Source organism: Oscillospiraceae bacterium (assembly GCA_015068645.1).
Taxonomy (GTDB): domain Bacteria; phylum Bacillota; class Clostridia; order UMGS1840; family UMGS1840; genus SIG452.
In genome coordinates this window covers 52,152-72,297 of the sequence record SVKD01000005.1, presented here as the reverse complement: position 1 = coordinate 72,297, position 20,146 = coordinate 52,152, and the positions used below count along the sequence as shown (strand labels likewise).

At 37.2% G+C, this 20,146-nt stretch carries 16 protein-coding genes and 1 pseudogene; 11 read left to right on the top strand and 6 right to left on the bottom strand.

Going from position 1 to position 20,146, the window contains the following annotated elements; translation table 11 throughout:
- Positions 1-221: 221 nt before the first annotated feature.
- The 8 genes and pseudogenes from E7413_03215 to E7413_03180 all read left to right on the top strand — a co-directional run bounded on the left by E7413_03215 (position 222) and on the right by E7413_03180 (position 8,406).
- Complete coding sequence (locus E7413_03215; GenBank protein ID MBE7018871.1) at positions 222-1,832, top strand: polysaccharide biosynthesis protein; 1,611 nt, start codon at positions 222-224, stop codon at positions 1,830-1,832.
- A pseudogene (locus tag E7413_03210) lies at positions 1,823-1,909 on the top strand (NADH peroxidase). Before E7413_03215 ends, E7413_03210 begins: the two are co-directional and overlap by 10 nt.
- A gap of 15 nt (positions 1,910-1,924) precedes the next feature.
- A complete protein-coding gene (locus E7413_03205) occupies positions 1,925-3,187 on the top strand; it encodes a VWA domain-containing protein (protein MBE7018870.1) in 1,263 nt (420 codons plus the stop codon).
- 122 nt (positions 3,188-3,309) lie between these two features.
- Positions 3,310-3,903 (top strand): hypothetical protein, encoded by a 594-nt coding sequence (locus tag E7413_03200; GenBank protein ID MBE7018869.1) that lies wholly within the window; start codon positions 3,310-3,312, stop codon positions 3,901-3,903.
- Positions 3,904-4,200: 297 nt separating this feature from the next.
- Entirely contained in the window at positions 4,201-5,040 is an 840-nt protein-coding gene (locus E7413_03195) for a TIGR02452 family protein (GenBank protein ID MBE7018868.1), read from the top strand.
- A gap of 103 nt (positions 5,041-5,143) precedes the next feature.
- Positions 5,144-7,150: a hypothetical protein gene (locus E7413_03190; protein MBE7018867.1), complete on the top strand. Its 2,007-nt coding sequence runs from the start codon at positions 5,144-5,146 to the stop codon at positions 7,148-7,150.
- Between the two features lie 219 nt (positions 7,151-7,369).
- On the top strand, positions 7,370-7,789 hold the full coding sequence (locus E7413_03185) for a DUF2752 domain-containing protein (GenBank protein ID MBE7018866.1): 420 nt from the start codon (positions 7,370-7,372) through the stop codon (positions 7,787-7,789).
- A 44-nt stretch (positions 7,790-7,833) separates the two neighbouring features.
- The gene (locus E7413_03180; protein MBE7018865.1) at positions 7,834-8,406 is read left to right on the top strand and encodes a DUF4234 domain-containing protein; all 573 of its coding nucleotides are present in this window, start codon (positions 7,834-7,836) and stop codon (positions 8,404-8,406) included.
- Positions 8,407-8,583: 177 nt separating this feature from the next.
- Here the strand turns inward: E7413_03180 and E7413_03175 are convergent, their stop codons facing one another.
- From E7413_03175 to E7413_03165, 3 genes are all read right to left on the bottom strand, one after another.
- Positions 8,584-10,014, bottom strand: a complete 1,431-nt coding sequence (locus E7413_03175) for a proline--tRNA ligase (protein ID MBE7018864.1) — start codon at positions 10,012-10,014, stop codon at positions 8,584-8,586.
- Between the two features lie 17 nt (positions 10,015-10,031).
- Positions 10,032-11,363, bottom strand: a complete 1,332-nt coding sequence (locus E7413_03170) for a hypothetical protein (GenBank protein ID MBE7018863.1) — start codon at positions 11,361-11,363, stop codon at positions 10,032-10,034.
- A 146-nt stretch (positions 11,364-11,509) separates the two neighbouring features.
- A complete protein-coding gene (locus E7413_03165) occupies positions 11,510-12,349 on the bottom strand; it encodes a class II fructose-bisphosphate aldolase (protein MBE7018862.1) in 840 nt (279 codons plus the stop codon).
- A 448-nt stretch (positions 12,350-12,797) separates the two neighbouring features.
- Here E7413_03165 and E7413_03160 point away from each other — a divergent pair, with 448 nt between their 5' ends.
- The 3 genes from E7413_03160 to E7413_03150 all read left to right on the top strand — a co-directional run bounded on the left by E7413_03160 (position 12,798) and on the right by E7413_03150 (position 16,085).
- Positions 12,798-14,177 carry a hypothetical protein gene (locus tag E7413_03160; GenBank protein ID MBE7018861.1) on the top strand — a complete coding sequence of 460 codons (1,380 nt, stop codon included), beginning with the start codon at positions 12,798-12,800 and terminating at the stop codon, positions 14,175-14,177.
- 19 nt (positions 14,178-14,196) lie between these two features.
- The gene (locus tag E7413_03155) at positions 14,197-15,171 is read left to right on the top strand and encodes a hypothetical protein (protein ID MBE7018860.1); all 975 of its coding nucleotides are present in this window, start codon (positions 14,197-14,199) and stop codon (positions 15,169-15,171) included.
- A gap of 263 nt (positions 15,172-15,434) precedes the next feature.
- A complete protein-coding gene (locus tag E7413_03150; GenBank protein MBE7018859.1) occupies positions 15,435-16,085 on the top strand; it encodes a hypothetical protein in 651 nt (216 codons plus the stop codon).
- A 259-nt stretch (positions 16,086-16,344) separates the two neighbouring features.
- On the opposite strand, the gene glgA is transcribed toward E7413_03150, so the two are convergent.
- From glgA to E7413_03135, 3 genes are read right to left on the bottom strand one after another with little or no spacing between them, the layout of a single operon-like run.
- Positions 16,345-17,772 carry a glycogen synthase GlgA gene (glgA, locus tag E7413_03145; GenBank protein MBE7018858.1) on the bottom strand — a complete coding sequence of 476 codons (1,428 nt, stop codon included), beginning with the start codon at positions 17,770-17,772 and terminating at the stop codon, positions 16,345-16,347.
- Positions 17,773-17,796: 24 nt separating this feature from the next.
- A complete protein-coding gene (gene glgD, locus E7413_03140) occupies positions 17,797-18,906 on the bottom strand; it encodes a glucose-1-phosphate adenylyltransferase subunit GlgD (GenBank protein MBE7018857.1) in 1,110 nt (369 codons plus the stop codon).
- Positions 18,907-18,948: 42 nt separating this feature from the next.
- Positions 18,949-20,136, bottom strand: coding sequence for a glucose-1-phosphate adenylyltransferase (locus tag E7413_03135; protein ID MBE7018856.1), 1,188 nt, complete (start codon positions 20,134-20,136; stop codon positions 18,949-18,951).
- Positions 20,137-20,146: the final 10 nt, after the last annotated feature.

Sequence of the window (20,146 nt, the reverse complement as noted above, 5' to 3'; positions counted from 1 at the left end):
ATTGTTACTAATAAGATAACATACTTTTTTTAAAATGTCAATACTTTTTTTGAAAAAAATTCGAAATCTGAAAAAATTTTTTAAGAGAATTAAGCTAAATAGAGCACTTATCTAAAAAATATGAAAAAATGCAAAGAAAAAATAATAAAAATTGCATTTTAACTTGACCAATCCTATTATAATATTGTATAATTAAGTGATATGTAAAAAATTCCGAACAGATGGAAAGGATGAGCAAATTGAAACAAAACAAGAAGAACTTTGTGATAGGTGCATTTATTATTGCCATTTCCCACATTTTGGTTAAGGTGATTGGTGCTCTATATAAAATTCCGCTGGATACTTATATTTTAAAAACCGAGGGGATGGGGATTTACAATTCATCATACACCATCTATAACTGGTTGTTTGTAATCTCCACGGCAGGGCTTCCTGTTGCCATTTCTAAAATGGTTGCAGAAGCATCCGCACAGGGAAATTATGTGGAAGCGCGAAAAATCTTCCGTATTTCCAAATGGTTACTCCTTTGTGTTGGGGTGGTAGCGGCAGGAGCAATGTTTTTCTTTGCCAAAGGCTTTTCTGCTATGATCAGTGCAGACAGCGCACGTCTTACGATGCAATTTATGGCACCCAGCTTGTTCTTTGTTTCGTTGGCAAGCAGTTATCGCGGTTTTTATCAGGGACAGGAGAATATGCTTCCCACCGCGGTTTCCGAAGTAATTGAAGCAGTTTCTAAGTTAGCATTGGGGTTAAGTCTGGCATACTACGCAATGCAGACCTACGGTGAATATGCTGTCGGTTCTGCGGGCGCAATTGCAGGGGTTACCATCGGTACAGCAATCAGCTGTTTATATCTGATGTGTTATAATATGGTAAACATCCGCAAATTCCCCAAAGATAACGCATCGGCTACAGTTCCGTCTTCTAAGAATTTACTTGGTAAACTGGTTAAAATTGCCATTCCTGTCACCATCGGGGTGTCAGTGTTCACTTTAACCTCTGTTATTGATACTGCAATGGTTATGAATCAGCTGGATGGCTTAGGTTATATCGAAAGCCAAAGACTTTCCATGTTCGGTTATTTAAACCGTGCGATTGCATTGTTTAATCTGCCTCCCACGATTATTGCTGCAATTGCCATCTCTATTGTGCCAAGCATTGCGGCGGCATTGGCATTGAAAAATAATCAAACTGCTATCAAAAATGCGAAATCTGCTCTGAGAATTACCATTTTATTTGCGGTACCTTGTGCGGCAGGGATTTCTGCTTTAGCAAAACCGATTTTACAGTTTTTATATCACGATGGAAATCATTCTTTTCTCTTAAATATTATGGGGCTTGCCGTTGTGTTTGTCACAATGGTTCAGGTTTGTAATGCAATTTTGCAGGCTTGGGGACATGTATGGTTGCCTGTAAAAAATATGTTTATCGGTGGCGTGGCAAAGGTTATTGTAAACTTATTATTGGTGTCCAATCCTGCAATCCATATCAACGGTGCGCCGATTGGTACTTTGATTTGCTATATAGTGGTTATGGCGTTAAATATCTATGATTTAAAACGTATCACCGGCATGAAATTAGAATTTTCCAGCTTTATTTTAAAACCTGTTATCACAGCGGTTGCCACAGCAATTGGTGCCATTTTATGCTATCAGTGTCTGGTAAATTATATCAGCAGCAGTCTGGTTTTAGTGGCAGCTTCCATCGTGGTGGGCGGTATTTTCTATCTGGTAAGTCTGTTTGCGGTAAAAGGTCTGCAGGAAGATGACGTAGCATTGCTTCCCAAAGGCGACAAGGTTGGAAAAATCCTGAAAAAATTCCACTTGATTTAATCCACGATATTGTGCTCGAAACGGCACGAGACGAAGCTCGTCATGGCAAAGAAGTGGCAGGTTTATCCCGGAGATAAGGAGAGGTGTTATTGATGTTTGTAAAGATCGAGGGTTGGGATTACTCAATTACAAAACATGGAAATTCAGGGATTAGAATTTGGCATCATGTTACACCTGACGATGGTGGATATGGCACTGAGGTAGATTTTACGATTTCGGATGATTATTTTATGTCGCATACGGTAGAAGATCTTTATCGTGAGATATGTAGAAGGCATTTATCGCCATCTATGTACATAGATAGACAATCCGAGATTGCATGTCTTAAACTTCATCTAAAGGGCTTGAACGTAACTTTTGAAACGCCTTCGAAAATCGAGGAAGAAAAGAAAACAACCAAAAAAGCTGTCCCCGGTCCGGATAATGGATACAGAATTGATTTAGAAGACGGTGGATATATTTTAAGTTTCTATCATGACGGAAATGGAAACGAGGTAGAAAAAGAAAAAGCGAAAGCCGTGATCTCTACCGTATTTGATTCTGATGGACGTAGAATACAGGAAGTGTATGGACGTTTGGGAGGCGAGAAACAGAAAACAGATGAAGAGTTGGGTATCTTTAAATATGACAACGGTATCAAAGCAAAACATCCAAGTTTAAAAGGTAAGTTAATAAAGGGCAAAAAGTCCGGATTCTCACTCCAAAAAGGGTATGATGTTGATCTTGTTTTTTGTATTGATAATTCTGAAAACATGAAGAATCACCTTGACAGAGTAAAAGAATGGATTCCTGAAATCATCACCCGTTATACCAACAGTTCTCCGTTAAGCATATATGGAATCGGTAATTACAGAGCACGATTGATCATTTTTAATAGCTATGAGTTACAGAAAGACGATACAATATTAGTAACTGATTTTATTGATTTAAAAAATGCTAAAGAATTCTTTTTAAAAACATTGAACGGTATTGAAATACAACCCGGTACTACAGAAAATGTATGTGGTTTAGAAGCATTGACATATGCTGCACATTCGAAATGGAGTGAAAATTACAAGAAAAGAAGATATATCTGGGTTTTTTCAAATTCTAACACGAATCAAATCGGAGATGACAACGTAAGGATTTATTATCGTAAAGGAATTCCAAAATCTACAGAAGAGTTTATAAATCGCTGGAATTATATGGACAAAAACTATACCATTTTGTTTATGACACCTTACGAAAAACATTGGGATACAGCAATTGATAACCTTCAAGGCATATGCTATCCATCTGTAGCAGGCGAAGGTGTGAAAGAAGATGATAGCACATATCAAGAACTGTTTGGGGAAGTTGCTTTAGGCTTTGATTGATATGTTTTGAGAATTTTTAAATAAAATGATTTTTACAATACCTGCTTTTTTGACAGCAGGTATTGTTTTTTTATGATGGGTGTGATATAATATTCTCATCATAAATTTAAAGGAGGGATAGTATGGGTTTGTTTGATTTTTTCAAGAAGAAGTCATCACCTATGGCAAGTAACATTACATCCAACTCAAAAAAAGAAGAAATTTATAGAATGATACTGCAAAGTATGGGTCAAAAAACTCCTTCAGAACATTTTGTGTCTGGAGCAGTGTTTGATATTACTCGTCAAAACCATGACCTCTTTACAAACATTGTTAATTCATCCGATGCAGGGGCTTTAATGAATTTTTTTGCAAATGCATATGTTACATTTATTAACCAGCCTCAAATTGTGGGATTTACCCCATCTATAGTTGATAAAAGCAGAAATGACACAAATCCTGGAATGTGGAATGCTGATATTATGAAACTTTCTTCTGGAGAAAAGATTGCTCTTTGCTTTATGCCTGTTAACAACGATGTATACGAAGCAAGAATTATCGGCATTGTTTTGGGCAATGACGGGGATAGATACTATTACTGCATGCTTAACAAAGACGAAAATACACTTTCTGATGTAATACAAAATAAGGCTATGCTTGGCATTGAAAAAATTGGTTTTGTTAAAGGGCGAGGATTTGAATTAATGAACAATTTTATTGAATGTATTAATAATTAGTATTAATTTTGGAATTAAAACTATTAAAAACCGCTGATCTTTTGCCCGTTTTCTTCAAGTGGCGGGCGCAAGAAAAAGGTTGGCAGTTGGTGTGCAAAATGAGAGAAAAATGCAGAATCGTTGATTTTACCGGGTTTCTGTGAGCAAGTCCCATTGTGAAGCTTGTCATGGCAAAGAATTGGCAGGTTTATTCAAAAGATTTATTAAATAAAATGATTTTTACAATACCTGCTTTTTTTGACAGCAGGTATTGTTGGATTATAGCTATATCAGCGCTAATAATTAGGGAGAGTATAAATGAATAATATAGAAGTATTTAATGATACTCAGGATAGAATACATAGGGACAAAAAATTGAGAGAATTAACAGAAAAATCGATTCATAAAACAATTATTTATGAAGAAGAGTTTGTTTCTCAAAAGACTCCTTATTATAAAGACTGCACCCTAACAGTTGAGGAGAATTTAACATTGCTTACTGCAAGAAAGTACGTTAATCAAGGAAAGAAGACAGCAGTTTTAAATTTTGCTAATCCGATTGAACCCGGTGGCGGAGTTTTAAGAGGCGCAAATGCACAGGAAGAATATATTTGCAGAGCAAGTAATTTGTATCATTGCCTGAAATCAACCTGTGCCGCCGCATATTATGATTATCATAATTCGTTAATCGGAAAAGAAGGCCTTCAAGAACGTTTTTGGGCATCGGATAAAATTATATATACCCCCGATGTCGTTGTATTGAAAGAAGATGTAAATTATGTTCAAAGAACCAATTTGCCTTTTCAGCAAGTTTATACAGAAAACTGGATACAAATTGATATTTTGTCATGTGCAGCACCATACTTTTTTGATAGTGATTCTTTCATTGACGACGAAGATTTGCAACATTTATTCGAAAAAAGAATTAGAAATATTTTTGAAGTTGCCATTGAACACGATACGCAAGCAATTGTATTAGGAGCTTTTGGATGCGGAGTGTTTAATAATCCACCCGAAATCGTTGCAAGAGCGTTTAAAACTGTATTAAAAGAAGAACGTTATGGAAACGCTTTTGAGAATGTTACATTTGCGATTAAAAGAAGCTTCAGCGTTTGCAGAAATTTACAGGCGTTTGAGAAATGCTTTTGCAAAGTATAAAAAATTTATATTATCATATGAAGCAAATTGGGTTTTCATAATCCAAATGATTTCCTTCAAATATATAATATTTTTCATTGATTAACTGACAAAGGAGAAAAATATGGTAGATAAAATTAAGCTTACACGTGAAATGATTCGCACGGAAGCTACCAAAAGTGAACATTTCATTGTGTTGTTGGTGACGGGCGGAGAACACGGAAGCGAACAAAAGGCAGACGGTTCTGTATGCCATTATTTTTCCTTCTCCTGCGGAGAGGAAATCGGTGACTTGCGTTACGAATGTGAATCACCACGGGAATACCTTTCTCTTCTCAGTCGTAGTGATGCGTTCAAAATTTCCTATCTCGTTTTGGAGTATGATGAATTAAACGGTACTTATCATATTGCAAAAATTTATCCGGGGGATACCTATTCTTGGAATAATATCAAAAACGAGTGTGATTGCAGATACTCTATTTCTTCCCAAAAGACCTCAAACGTTCAGGGGAATCAAGCTTCGGATTCGAATACAAAAAAATCCCTTTGGAGGAAATTTAAGGATGCCCTTCATCACACTTCTCAAAATAAACAACCCGGTTGCTTCGGACGTTTCTTGCAGGTGATTGCAACCATTATTTTAGGATGTCTGGCGCAGTTTCTGATCATGGCGGAGACGATTGGAATTACGAATTTCCGGGAATGTCCGGATGTGTTTTTCGTTGTGTCCAATTTCATTGTGGTTTATATTGTGGGTGTGCTTTTTTGGTTTACCTTATGGCTTATTGGGACCGTTTGCAGAAACAGACCAAAGACCTATGCTGTGTCGTTTTTGATATTTTTAATTGAAATCGGTCTGGTTTTATTCGGCTTTCTTATGGGGGTGGTAGGCTCCTTATTACACCAATATTCAGCTGTTCATCTGTGGTTGTGGTTAGTTACATCGGCGGTTTTTATTTCTCTGATGATAGTGTACGGAAAAAAAGGGAAGCAGTTTGTGTTTTGGTGCCTACTGATTTCGGAACTTTGCAATACGGCAGTTGCCTTTCTTGCTGTATTCAATTTGCCGGAGTTCATTCGTAGAATCAAGGGAGTAAATTTTATTCCTTTGTGGGGAACTGCTTCAGTGGTGATTGTGGCAATTACGACTTTGCTTGCATTTGTAACTGCCGGTTTTATATTACGTAGCGGTTTGAACAAAGCGAAAGAACAATCCTATTCCAATGAAGATATGATGCTTCTTCGCGGATATGACAGATTTCAGATTTCAGGCTATTATCTGTACGATGCTATGTTAAATGGGATTGTAACATCGGTTGCGGTTTACCAATCCGAAAATCAGGATGAGGCGGAAACGGTTCGCACCATAAAAATACCGGATACCGTTTCAAAGGAACAGTTTAATACATATTTATTAAAAAATCCTTTGTGTCACGAAATGCTTTCCTGGATTTATCGGCGTCAGGCTAAAAAAGAATCTGGTAAATCAGAAGAAAATGATATACGGGTTACTGATGTGATTTATTACAATACGGTTGAACCTAAGTGTGCTTCCGATGGCGGTTTTGTTGCTTCCAAGATTATCAGAAGCACAAAGACCTTGTTTTACGGTATTTCATTTGGTTCACTTTTTTTATCCTATATGGGTTTGTTATCCAAAACTTATCTGGGGCTTCGTAACGGTAAGGATTGCACCCACTTATTGTTGGTATGGATGGTTGCTGTGCCGATTGTTACAGCATCAATGGGATATTTTTATCATAAATATATAAAGAAAATGGTTCAAAAGTATTTGATGAATCCCATAACCCAAAAATTGCAGGAAGCATCCGGGAATCAAACGATACCGCTATTATTTGATTTGACAACAGTTTCCCGAAAAAGTCGTGAGGAATCCGAGAAACTGCTCAGGGCATATGTGTTGTGTGATTTTCCCGAAAAAGTGAACTATGAAAACTTTCAGAATGTGTCGTCTGCCACTGAGCTTCTGAGTGCAGTGCTGATTGCAAAAGCCAGATTCAGTAGTACACAAACAAAAAATAACAGCGATGGCGGTTGCAGCAGCTGCAGTAGTTGTGGAGGTTGCGGCGGCTGCGGTGGCTGTGGCGGTTGCGGTGGCTGCGGAGATTAGTGACTTGCTCTATCATTGCATTGATTCAAAAATTAGCGAAACAAAAGAAAAGCGTTGCAAATGCAACGCTTTTCTTTCACTTTTCATAGGAAATTAAGGCAACTTTTGTGATATTTGACAGTTTTGTGAACAAATGTATTTTTTTACAGATTTTTCTTGACATTAGTGCATAAAAATGATAAAATATGACCATGGTATACAAATTTCGAGGTTTTTGGAATGAAACGGTTATTTTCTAAAATATCGGATGTGCGAGGCCCGCTTTCGTTAGTTTTGGTACTTCTCATTTATTGTGTGTTTGTATATCTCTTTCATTTACCCTGTCCTATTGATTATATAACGGGGATATCTTGCCCCGGTTGTGGCATGACTCGTGCGTTATTTTCGCTATTGTGCCTTGATTTTCAGATGGCATGGTATTATCATCCTTTAATCTTTTTCTGCATTGTGTTCTTTCCGATTTTGTTGGTTGCACATTTAAAAAATAAGCAGAAATTGAGAAGGGGATTAACTGTTATCTTTGTTGTGGCTTTTCTTGCCACTTATCTGTATCGGCTATTCATCGTAAAAAGTCCGATACTGCATTTTACACCGGAAAATGGAATTTTTGTCAGATTGTTGATGTACTTACTTCGCTGACGGGATTCTTTTTCAATAAAAAAATTTTTTGGAGGAAAAATTTTATGAAATTCTGTCAACATTGTGGTGCACAAAATGCTCCTGACGCAGTATTTTGTTGCGGTTGTGGTGCGAGAATGGATGCTCCCGGTCCGTCAACTTCCTACGGTCACCCCGGATATGGTCAGCCTGTTTATAATCAGCCGACGTATGCTTCTACAGGTGCGCCCCGCAGACCGATTCAGACCGACCGTTCTTTGTTTATGTACATTCTTTTGACAATTGTTACTTGCGGTATTTATGGATATGTCTTTATTTATAAGCTGGCACAGGACACCAATGACATGTGTTTTGAAGATGGGGAAAAAACTGCCGGTTTAGGTATGTATCTTTTACTGAGCATTGTGACTTGTGGTTTCTATTCCTACTATTGGTTATACAAAGTTCAGAATCGTTTCCAGGCAGCGGGTATGAGATATGGCGTTCCGATTACAGAAAATGGTACTACCGTTTTGATGTGGTATCTGTTTGGGGCTCTGCTTTGCGGTATTGGTCCTTTTATTGCAATGAATATTATCCTTACCACCGCAAACAAACTTGCAACTGCATACAATATGAAATATTGCTATAACAGATAATACCTGAAAAATGAATATGAAAAACTCCTGCTACTAATAGCAGGAGTTTTTTTATCAAAAAAGAGTGTTGCTGATGCAACACTCTTTTTAGTTTGATTGTGAATACAACAAGGTTCCGGGGCACCCGACCGCAATCTTTGATTGCGTCATCGGGTCGGGTTCTTATTAAATTGTTTCTCAATATGCTTTACCCCAGTATAACATTTTTTTCGCAGGTTTTCCGCAACATACGCATTTGTCGGAGATTTCTTCCTGCTCAAAGGGGATACAACGACTGGTAACGGTGGTTTCTTCTTTGATTTTCAGTTCACATTCTTCGTCACCGCACCACATCGCCTTGATAAAGCCGGGCTTGTTCTGAGCAATATCTTTTAATTCGTCAAAGTCTTTTGCAACGGAAGTGGTTTCTTCTCTGTGTTTTAATGCTTTCTGGAACAGAGCATCCTGGATAATTGCCAGCATTTCTTTTACTTCTTCTGCGATGTTATCTAAAGATACCACTTTCTTTTCACGGGTATCACGGCGAACTAAAACAGCTTGATTATTTTCAATATCCTTGGGTCCTAACTCGATTCTAAGCGGTACGCCTTTCATTTCGTACTCTGCAAATTTCCATCCGGGAGATTTGTCACTATCGTCAATCTTCACGGTGAAGTCGGAAAGCATTTCCTTTACTTCGCGACATTTATCGAGCACCCCTTCTTTATGTTGAGCGATGGGGATTAAAGCAACCTGAATGGGAGCAATGTTGGGAGGTAACACCAGACCGGAATCGTCACCGTGTACCATAATAATTGCACCGATTAAACGGGTGGAAACACCCCAAGAAGTCTGATGAACGTTGGTTAATTTGTTGTCTTTACCGGTAAATTCAATGCCAAATGCTTTTGCAAAACCGTCACCAAAGTTATGAGAGGTACCGCTCTGCAGTGCTTTCCCGTCGTGCATTAAGCTTTCGATGGTGTAGGTTGCAACGGCACCTGCAAATTTTTCTTTATCGGTTTTCTGGCCTTTTACCACGGGGATAGCTAAGTATTTTTCACAGAAATCAGCGTATACATTCAGCATACGGATGGTTTCTTCCTGCGCTTCTTCAGCAGTAGCGTGAGCGGTGTGTCCTTCCTGCCATAAGAATTCGCAGGAACGAAGGAAGGGACGGGTGGTTTTTTCCCATCTTACCACGGAACACCACTGGTTATATAATTTGGGTAAATCTCTGTAAGATTCAATAATATTTGCATAGTGGTCACAGAATAAGGTTTCACTGGTAGGACGAACACAAAGGCGTTCAGAAAGTTTTTCGTTACCGCCGTGAGTTACCCAGGCAACTTCGGGTGCGAAACCTTCCACGTGGTCCTTTTCTTTATTTAAAAGACCTTCGGGAATAAACATAGGCATATACACGTTTTCGTGGCCAGTTTCTTTAAATTTCTGATTTAATACTTTCTGGATATTTTCCCAGATAGCGTAGCCGTAGGGACGGATAATCATACAACCTCTCACGGAGGAGTAATCAACCAAGTCTGCTTTTTTAACGATATCGGTGTACCATTTTGCAAAATCCACATCCATAGATGTGATTTCTGTTACTAATTTTTTGTCTTGCATCTTTTTATATTCCTTTCTTATTTTTCGTTCAGTTTTTCCACTACTTCGTGGTTTAACACAGTGTCGATTTCAGCCATTTGTTGCACAAACAGATCGCTGATAGCATCATCTAAGTAGGCAGATTTGACTTCGTCTTTTACTTCTTCCAGAGGAACTCCGTTTTCATAATCTGCAACTTTTAAAATGATGTGATATCCAAATTCGGATTCCACAATGCCGGAGATTTCACCAACCTGTAAGGGAAGGGTACCTTCATAGAATTCGTCTACCATATCGCCCTCAGTGAACAGATAGCCGTTTGGTTGGGTGACAGAACCGAAATCAGTGGAATAGGTTGCCATCATACTGTCAAACTTTTCGGGATTTTCTTTTAAGAAGGCTAAAATTTCTTCAGCTTGTTTTAAGCCGCTTTCGTCTTGTGTTTTTTCAATTAAAATATGTTTTGCTTTCAGCCATCTGCCCTGAGCATAGATAGTATTTGGCAAATATGCCGCTAAGTCTTCATCGGTAGGATTAAAATAATTGTTGAGAGTTTCATCGTCAAAACTCTGGCTGTAGTAGAAAGGCCATGCAATATTTTCGGTAAATGATTCTTTGTCTGTAATATTGTATGATTCCATTAAACCATCAAAGTCTTGTGCCTGATAGTATTCATCGAATCCATCTTTGGAACCAATTTGCTCGCCGATGGTTATCATCGCCGTACCGGATAGGAGATATTCTTCCACGTTGGCATACTCTGCCAGGGTGGATGGCGTAACCACGCCAAACAGCATTTTGGAAATATCAGTTGCTTCTTCGTTGGTATAGGGAGTATCGTTTACATAAAACACTTCGTTTTCGCCGAATGTTTTATAACCCGGAGAATAGATTCTCACAGACATGGTATCAAAATGCTGCATTACGTGACATCCGAATATTTCATCAAAGATTGACACAGGTACATAAGTGGTTCCGTTATACAGAAAATGGGGAACCATTTGTTCGCTGCCGTCGATAAAAACTTTCACATAATTGACGTGTGCTTCAAAGGAAACGTTTTCACCGGGATTCACAGCAAATGCCCGAGGTTGTATTTTTGGTTCTGTTTTATTGGTGGTGATGGTGATTGCATTGGTTTCACCGTCCCATAACACTTCTGCTCCCATAGCTTCCGAAACGGCACGAAGCGGAAGATATATGTAGTCGTTATATAAGTAGCTTGGAGCATTGATGTATTTTCCGTTTACCCGAACAGAAACCATATCGTAGCCTGCATTGATTTCCGCTGTGTCTGCGAACACAGAAACAGAAATTAGCATCATAAGAGCAAGAAATAAGCCTAAAATTCGTTTTGTTTTAGTAAACATTAAAAAAAGAACCTCCTTACGACTTTTTAACTTATATATTATAGCAAATATTTTTGATTTTGTCTATATTATTTTCAAATTTTTCTCCTAAATAAAAAGAAAAAGCCAAATCTTTTGATGATTTGGCTTTTGTGTGTTTTTACGATTTACGCTTTGCCGCTGGAACCGAAGAGAATCATTTTTTCTCTTACAATTTCCTGAACGGATTTTTTTGCAACCTGCAGAGCGATTTCAAAGTTGGTGTTTTCGTTGAATGCGAAGGTGTATGCTCTGTGTGCAGCCATACACATTTCGGTACAGATATTTACTTTTCTGATACCGTTTTTGATGGTGTTTCTGAAGTCGTCATCGCTTAAGCCGGAACCGCCGTGTAATACCAACGGTTTTTCAGCAATATCATAGATTTCTTTTAATCTGCCGATATCCAGCTTCGGTTTTACTTTGTACTGACCGTGAGCGGTACCGATTGCAACAGCCAGTGCATCAATGTCTGCACGGCGGATAAAATCGTTTACCTGATCCACATTGGTATACATTGCTTCGTGACCGTCATCAGCGCCGCCTTCTGCACCGCCAACATGACCGAGTTCTGCTTCCACGCTTACGCCTAAAGCGTGCGCAATTTTGGAAATTTCTTTGGTGTTTGCAATGTTTTCTTCGTAGGGCAGAGCACTACCGTCATACATTACGGAAGTGAAGCCGCCTTTCATAGCAGTTAAGATTTTTTTGTAGTTGGTACCGTGGTCAAAATGTAAGCAAACGGGAACGGTTGCTTCTTTTGCGATTTTATTCATGATATGACAAGCGTAATCAAAGGGGATTACAGGCAGATGAACTTCCGCAACACCCAGAATAATGGGGGAGCGTTCTTCTTCAGCAGCATCAATGATACCTCTTGCCATTTCTAAGTTCAACATGTTGAACAAACCAACACCGTATTTCTTTTGTTCGGCGTCTTTTAAGATTTCTTCTAAGGTTACCAGCATTTTTTAAGATCTCCTATCTATATAATATGTAAATAATAAACCGTAGGATGTCCGACACAGTTTGACAAAAATTGCCTATTTATCATAAAGCAATTTTATTATAGCACACTCATTTTCAAAATGCAATAGGAAAACCAAAAAAAATCAAAAAAATCAAAACAAAACAAAAAAAACCAAAGAAATTCAAACAAATGAAAGAAAATGGAATCCGCAGTCTGAAACTGACGCGAATTTGAACCAAAAGAAACTAAAAGACTTGTTATTTCTATTTTTATATGTTATAATAAGTACAATAAAAATTAGAATTTAGTTGAGAATTTTTGGGACATTTTCGTTTTTTTGAAAAAGTGATTACGAATCGTAATTTTTAGCCTGACTTGACACGAGTAAGAATTGTGTCGAATGATAGAGAGTTGTGTTGAAAAAAGTATAATTAAGAGGTAATAATATGAACCTTAAAGAGTTTTATTATAATTTAAAAAACTTTTATAAAAGTTCAGCAGAAGTGTTTGAAAGACTTTTTGACACTTATACTTTTGTGTGTCACGATATAAGTGAAAATGAAAAAGTGTATGTGATAGAAGATAGCTTTATCGTTTATTTTGGCATAAAGAAAACCAGAGAATTAACAGAAAACACTATAAATTATTATCTTGAAAATGATTGCGGGGTATTTAATACATTAATAGGACACATATTCATAATTGAAGAACTAACTTATAATGAACTTTTCAAAATAAATGCTACTAAATTGAGAAAACAACTTTTTGGGGAATATGCACCTTACGCACCATACAAATATAAATTCTTCACCTCAGATTTAAATAGACCGATAAAAAACCTGAATTTTATTGAGGAAGAAAACTATAATGAAGGTAATCGTGATTATTGGAAAACAAATTTCTATAGAGTTAATGAAGAGTTGTCGTTTTTGAACTTAAAACATAGAGTTGAAGCTTGGAAAGGAAAACCATATACATTCATTATTTTTGAAATTACTTGTAACGGAAAGGTTGCTTATGCAGTCGATAGCACTACTTCTCCGTATATTACAAAGTATATATTGAATGCTATTTCAGATATGGAGAAGTCTACAAGACACGTTTATATGGCCTATGAGTTTGTTGATGGCAAACCTCAAGTAAGACAGGATTTGTTAGAAAAATCAGATAGGTTTCCGGAGTTTTTGGCATACAATAATATAAGTGAGTTTGATGAATTCTTATTATGTAAACTTAGCGAGTATTACCATGAACATAAAACGAATCCTAAAAAAGATTCTAATTTACATCCAAGGTTTATCCCTAATAATTGTATACGATATTGGACTTTTGTTGATTATCAGAAAAAAGACTATTTTCCAGAAAAGTACGAAGATATTTTAACCAATATACAGCAATACTTGCAGAAATGTACACAACCTACGGAGTATATTAAAACAGAAAATCGTTGGAAATCGGAAGAATTAATGTTTGAATGCGTGAAAAAAGTTTTCTCGAAAAATGAAGTTGTTCATCAGCATAGACCATATTTTTTACATACTAGGAATGGACAAATGTCTTATGATGTCTTTGTCTATGGTGAAAAAATAGCATTTGAATACCAGGGCAAGCAACATTTCGAGCCAGTTGAATATTTTGGCGGAGAAGAACATTTTGAAGAACAACGAAAAAGAGATGACTTGAAATTCAAGTTGAGTGAAGAAAATGGAATAGTTTTGATTTATGTAAATTATTGGGAAGATATTACAACTAACTTGATAAAAGAAAAAGTAATTGAGGCCTTTAAACAAAAAGATGTTATTAAGAACAAGTATTATTTAAAATGAAGAGTAGGTGGTGATAGAATTGTCTAGCCTTTCACAATACAATACATGGTGTTATTTCACCTCGAAATTAAAACAAATTGAAAAAATAGATTTATCTGAAAATGAAGCAATAATATTTGTTAATTACGGAAACTATTGTGAACCTATGAATACTAGGTTTGAAGGAACAAATATTTATGGTATAGAAATTTTAACATCTAAAAAGGAAAAAGCAAAACATATTGTAGATGTTCTTGCGTCTTGCCATGCAGTTGTAAATGGCTATGTTGAAGAAAGAACAGAGGAAATTATTAGACGTTTTGACAGGGACCCAATAGATGTGTTTTCTCAAGTTGGAAGAAAAGGCGTGGTTTATGGTGATGATGCATTGCTGTTTGCTTGTAAACTGCTGCAAAAAGTATATGATACACAAACATATGAAAACTCTGTATGTAAGTATTATGTGGCGAAAGAAATATATGCTTTACATCCTATGGAATTACATCCGTGTGAAGATCCATTTATTAAAGATTATCTTTTGACGGATAGAATACGGATTGCAAATGTGGTAGTAGATTGTTACTCTGTTCTAGAAGAACTACATCTTCAAATTAAAGCAAATACTGACAATCCAAGTGTAATCAACAACGAGTGGAACCCAGTCGTAAAAGAAGAGTTGTACAGTCGATTGCTCAGAAAAAATATAAATCCCAATGAAACGATTCCTTGGTTAACAAGAAATGGTTTTATCCGTCCATTCAAAGATAAAGTTATCCAAACTGAAAAATTATGTGAGTGGAGTGACGGAGAAGTAATATGCGATTTTGAAATAAATATTTGCGATGCAATTCTAGAATTAAGTTATATAAGAAGTCATCTATCTTCTCACAATATAAATGAAAATGTTTTAAAATTATCGGTTTATGATGCAGAAAACGCATTTACATTAGCACGTATTATTTTATTAAATTATTTTGAAATTGGTATAATGATTGATACAGAAAAAAATAACTGATAATTATGAAAATTTACTTGTGTCAAGTCCATACAATTTAAAACATTAGTTTGCTGATTTTGATATTTATATATACTGTCGGATGTGAGAAAATTCAGTATTCTCGCGGGTTCTAAGGAAAAGTGTTTAAGAAAAATCCAGTGAAAAATTAAGGAAAAAATAGTAGGTCCTATTATTCACTGTTCTCCTGACTTGACACGAACTATATGAAAATGTTAAATACTGTCGAAAGATAAAGTTCAAAATAAGGAGTATGAAGTGATATGTCTAAAATAAAAGAACTAAACCAACTGTTTTCTGAGTGGAAGGAATGTCATGCTAAAGAGGGGGATGATTCTTGTCAAATGACATTCCCTCTGTATAAAGATAAAGTGATTGACGTCGATAAATTTAAGAACAATTGGACAAATGATGGTTATTTGAACGACAATTCAACTTGCAGGATATTATTTATACTAAAAGAATCTAACATAGAGGAATTGGCTGATAAAGAATTTGTGATAGGTGACTCCATATTCTGGCTTAAGGAAAACAGAGAAAAATACAGAAAAGCAATTCCCAGAAGATTAAAAAAATTGACTGTAAAATTGTTGGATATTGATGATTCTTCCAAGTGGTATGAGTATGCTGCTATGATGAACATAAATAAACGAGGCGGATTCAGAAATTGCAAATTTGAAAATTTATTGCAATATGCTGATATTTATAGCGATAAAATCAATAAACAAATAGAAATATTAGACCCTGAAATAATTGTGTTTTTGGGGAGGGAGTTTTTTGATAATCGTGATGAAGTGTTAAATATTATAGAGCAATGCAAAGGTAGAAAAGTGCGTTTTCACTATCATCCGTCACGGAAGGGTGATAAAAACAATTTTACCGACACACATTTTTTAGAAGAAATAATGTACTAAAAATATACCATGTGACGTGTTATATTTGAATAAAGCAGAAATGAAGGTGCACAATGAATAAAGATTTGGTAAAAATGCAGGAATTAAAGACTGAATGAAAAAAATCTGCAAAAAAGCATTCACTGAAAAAACTGAAAAACAAATGGAAGATTTTTGTAATTTAGTAAAGGATACATACAATTTAAAAGATTAGTTTGCCGATTTTAAATATTTTATACTAAAAAAGGAGTTGATTTTATCAACTCCTTTTTTGTTTGTATTATTGATTCAATAAATCTTCGTAGGTCTGTTTATAAATCTTCGCAGAATTTTCCCAGCTGAAATCGGTATTCATTGCATTCTTACGAAGCGCCCGCCAATGATTTTTATCGTGATATAATTCTAATCCTCTCATAATGGCATCATACATATCCCAGGCATTGTAAGACTGGAAGGTGAGCCCGTTTCCTTCTTTGGTTTCGGGATTGTAGGGGGTTACACTGTCTTTTAAGCCACCCACGGTATGCACAATCGGAATGGTGCCGTAGCGCATGGAAATCATCTGAGCCAATCCACAGGGTTCTGCGTGAGAGGGCATTAAGAATAAGTCTGCCGCCGAATAAATTTTGGAAGCCAGTTCTCCTGAGAATTTGATGATGGCACGAACTTTATCGTGACAAACATTTTCCCAGTAGCGGAAGCATTCTTCATATTCGGGATATCCTGTTCCTAAAATCACAATTTGAACATCGTGCTTGGTCAGCTCGCTCATGGCTTCACGTACTAAATCCAAACCTTTTTGGGGAGTTAAACGGGTAACCATACCGATGATGGGTTTCTTCGCATCCACTTCTAAGCCCAGTTCTTTTTGCAGAGCGGTCTTATTCATGGATTTCATACGGATGGAAGAATAGTCGTAATGATAGGGGAGTGCTTTATCAGTTTTGGGGTTAAACACTTCGGTGTCAATTCCGTTGATAATCCCTTTTAATTTATACTGACGGGGAATTAAAATGTTATGCAGATTATGGGAGAAATAGGGATCCAGAATCTCTTTGGCATAGGTTTCTGATACGGTGGTTACCAAGTTTGCAGATTCAATCCCTGCTTTTAACACATTCAGACAGTCATCATACATCATAATCTCACGGTAAGATACATCCAAGCCGAACACGTTCCCCATAATCAGCGGGTCATACTGTCCCTGAAATTCAATGTTGTGAATGGAAAGAACGGTTTTAATAAACATATATTCGGGGATATTTCTGTAAAAGGCGTTCAGATACAGAGGCACCATTGCGGTGTGCCAGTCGTTTGCGTTAATCACGTCGGGATAGAAATCCACGTGGGGTAACGCTTCTAAAACCGCTTTGGAAAAAAATGCAAACCGTTCCGCGTCGTCAAATTCTCCGTACACGTTATCACGTTTGAAAAACAGTTCGTTATCAATAAAATAGTATATCACTTTGCCGATTTCGGCTTTAAAAATTCCGCAATAGCACATTCTCCAACCCAGCGGGATTCCAATGTCGGCAATAAATTCCAACTGGTCGATATATTTGTCTTTGATTTTGGAATAAAGAGGCAAAATCACTCTGGCATCTACACCAAGCTCACAAAGAGCTTTGGGTAAACCGCCCATTACGTCTCCTAAACCGCCAACCTTAATAAAAGGAGTGGCTTCTGCTGCTGCATATAAAACTTTCATAGATGTTAGCTACCTTTCAGGGGATTAAATTTTGGTGTTCTTTGCGATGATGAAGGGGAAACTTTCTGAACCTGTTAATACCATGCCTTCGTTTAAGACCATACCTTTATCGGCAATCACGTTGGTAATCTGACAGTTTTCGGAGATTTCTGCACCCTGCATAATGATGGAGTTTTTCACAACTGAACCTTTTTTAATGTGAACACCACGGAAAATCACACAGTTTTCCACGGTGCCGTCAATTTTACAACCGTCTGCAATCAAGCTGTTTTTCACTTTGGAATTGGAGCCGTACATGGTGGGAACACTGTCTTTGATTTTGGTCAAGATGTTGGTGCCGGACTGGAAGATTTCACGGCGGATTTCGGGATTTAATAAATCCATACTTGCCTGATAATAATCGTTGATGTTTCTTAACACTTTGCAATAACCCTTTTGTTCCATTGCGAAAATACGGTAATTGGAGAAGTGTTTGGTGATAAAGTCACGGTTGAATTCTTCCCATCCGTAAGTGATGCCCGTGTCAATCAAGTTTAAGAGGAAGTCTTTTTTCATCACATAAACTTTTAACACAAAATTGTCTTCTTCGCCATTTGCGATTCCGTGATAACGGGAACCGGTTACCTGACCGTTTTCATTTACTGCAATGCTGGTGCTTCCTTCGTATACATCTCTTTTCTTATATAAGCATACCACGTCCGCATTGGTATCTTTATGGAATTGCACCATTGCTTTAAAATCAATATTACATATAATATTGGTATCTGCCAAAATCGCATAATCGGGCAGGTTATGGCGGATATAGGTTTTCACGCTGTTTAAGGCTTCAAATTTGTTTTTGGAGGAGGAGTTTCCCATATTGTTGGCAAAGGGAGTTAAGATTTTTAAACCGCCGTTTTTACGGTCTAAATCCCAATCCTTACCGCTGCCTAAATGGTCCACTAAGGAACTGTAATTATTACGGGTAATTACGCCAACATTGGGCACATGTGCTTTTACTAACGAGGAGAGCACAAAATCCACCAGACGGTATCTTCCGCCGAAGGGGACAGATGCCAGATTACGGTTTTTGGTCAGCTCGCCGATTCTGTCGTAGTAAAAGGTATCTGAAAATAATATGCTGAATGCATTCATTGTTTATATCCTTCTTTCTCTGTGTTTCTTTCGTTTGGAAATCTATACAATCTGTTTGGGTAATACAACCTGACCGGATTTAATCACGGCACCCTGACCGATTACTGCGATACCCCATTCGCCTTCTTTGCAGTCTCTGGGGTCTGCACCGATGATGGCGCCATCTTCAATCACTGCATCATCAGCAATAATTGCATACTGGATTTTGGCATTTTTGCCGATTGTTACGTTGGGCATAATCACAGAGTATTCCAGGTCGGTACCTTCACCCACGGTGGTGTTGGCGAAAATCACACTCTGAGAAACATTGCCGTAGATTTCACAAGCAGAAGAAATAATAGAGTCCGCCACCGTTGCTTTTTCATCAATATAATGAGGAGTGGTAGCATTGTGACGGCTGTAAATTCTCCATAAGGGATCGCTTAAATTCAAAGGAAGTTTGGGATTTAATAAATCCATATTGGCTTCCCACAGAGAATCAATGGTTCCCACATCCTTCCAGTAACCTTCAAAGGGGTATGCAAACAGTTTGCAGTTATCATTTAACATCGCGGGGATAACGTCTTTGCCGAAGTCATTAGAAGAATTGGGGTTTTCTTCGTCTTTTACCAAATATTCTTTTAATTTTTTATAATTGAAAATGTAAATCCCCATAGAAGCATTGGTAGATTTCGGGTTTGCGGGCTTTTCTTCAAATTCATACACCGACAAATCAGGATTGGTATTCAAGATACCGAATCTGGTTGCTTCTTCCATGGTAACATTTAACACGGCAATGGTAAGATCAGCGTCTTTTTCTTTATGGAACTGAAGCATTTTTGCGTAGTCCATTTTGTAAATATGGTCACCGGATAAAATGAGCACATATTCCGGGTCAAACTGATCCATAAAATGCATATTCTGGAAAATGGCGTTAGCGGTTCCTTTATACCAGTCTCCGGTTGCTCCCGCAAGATAGGGAGGGAGAATGTGCACACCGCCATACATTCTGTCTAAGTCCCAAGGTTGCCCGTTTCCGATGTAGGTGTTTAATTCCAACGGCTGATACTGAGTCAACACACCCACGGTATCCACGCCGGAGTTCACACAGTTGGAGATAGGGAAGTCAATAATTTTATATTTTCCTCCGAAAGGAACTGCCGGTTTTGCACGTTCTTTTGTGAGAACATACAAACGGTTGCCGGCACCGCCTGCAAGTAACATTGCGACCATTTCTTTTTTTGCAATCATAAGAATTATC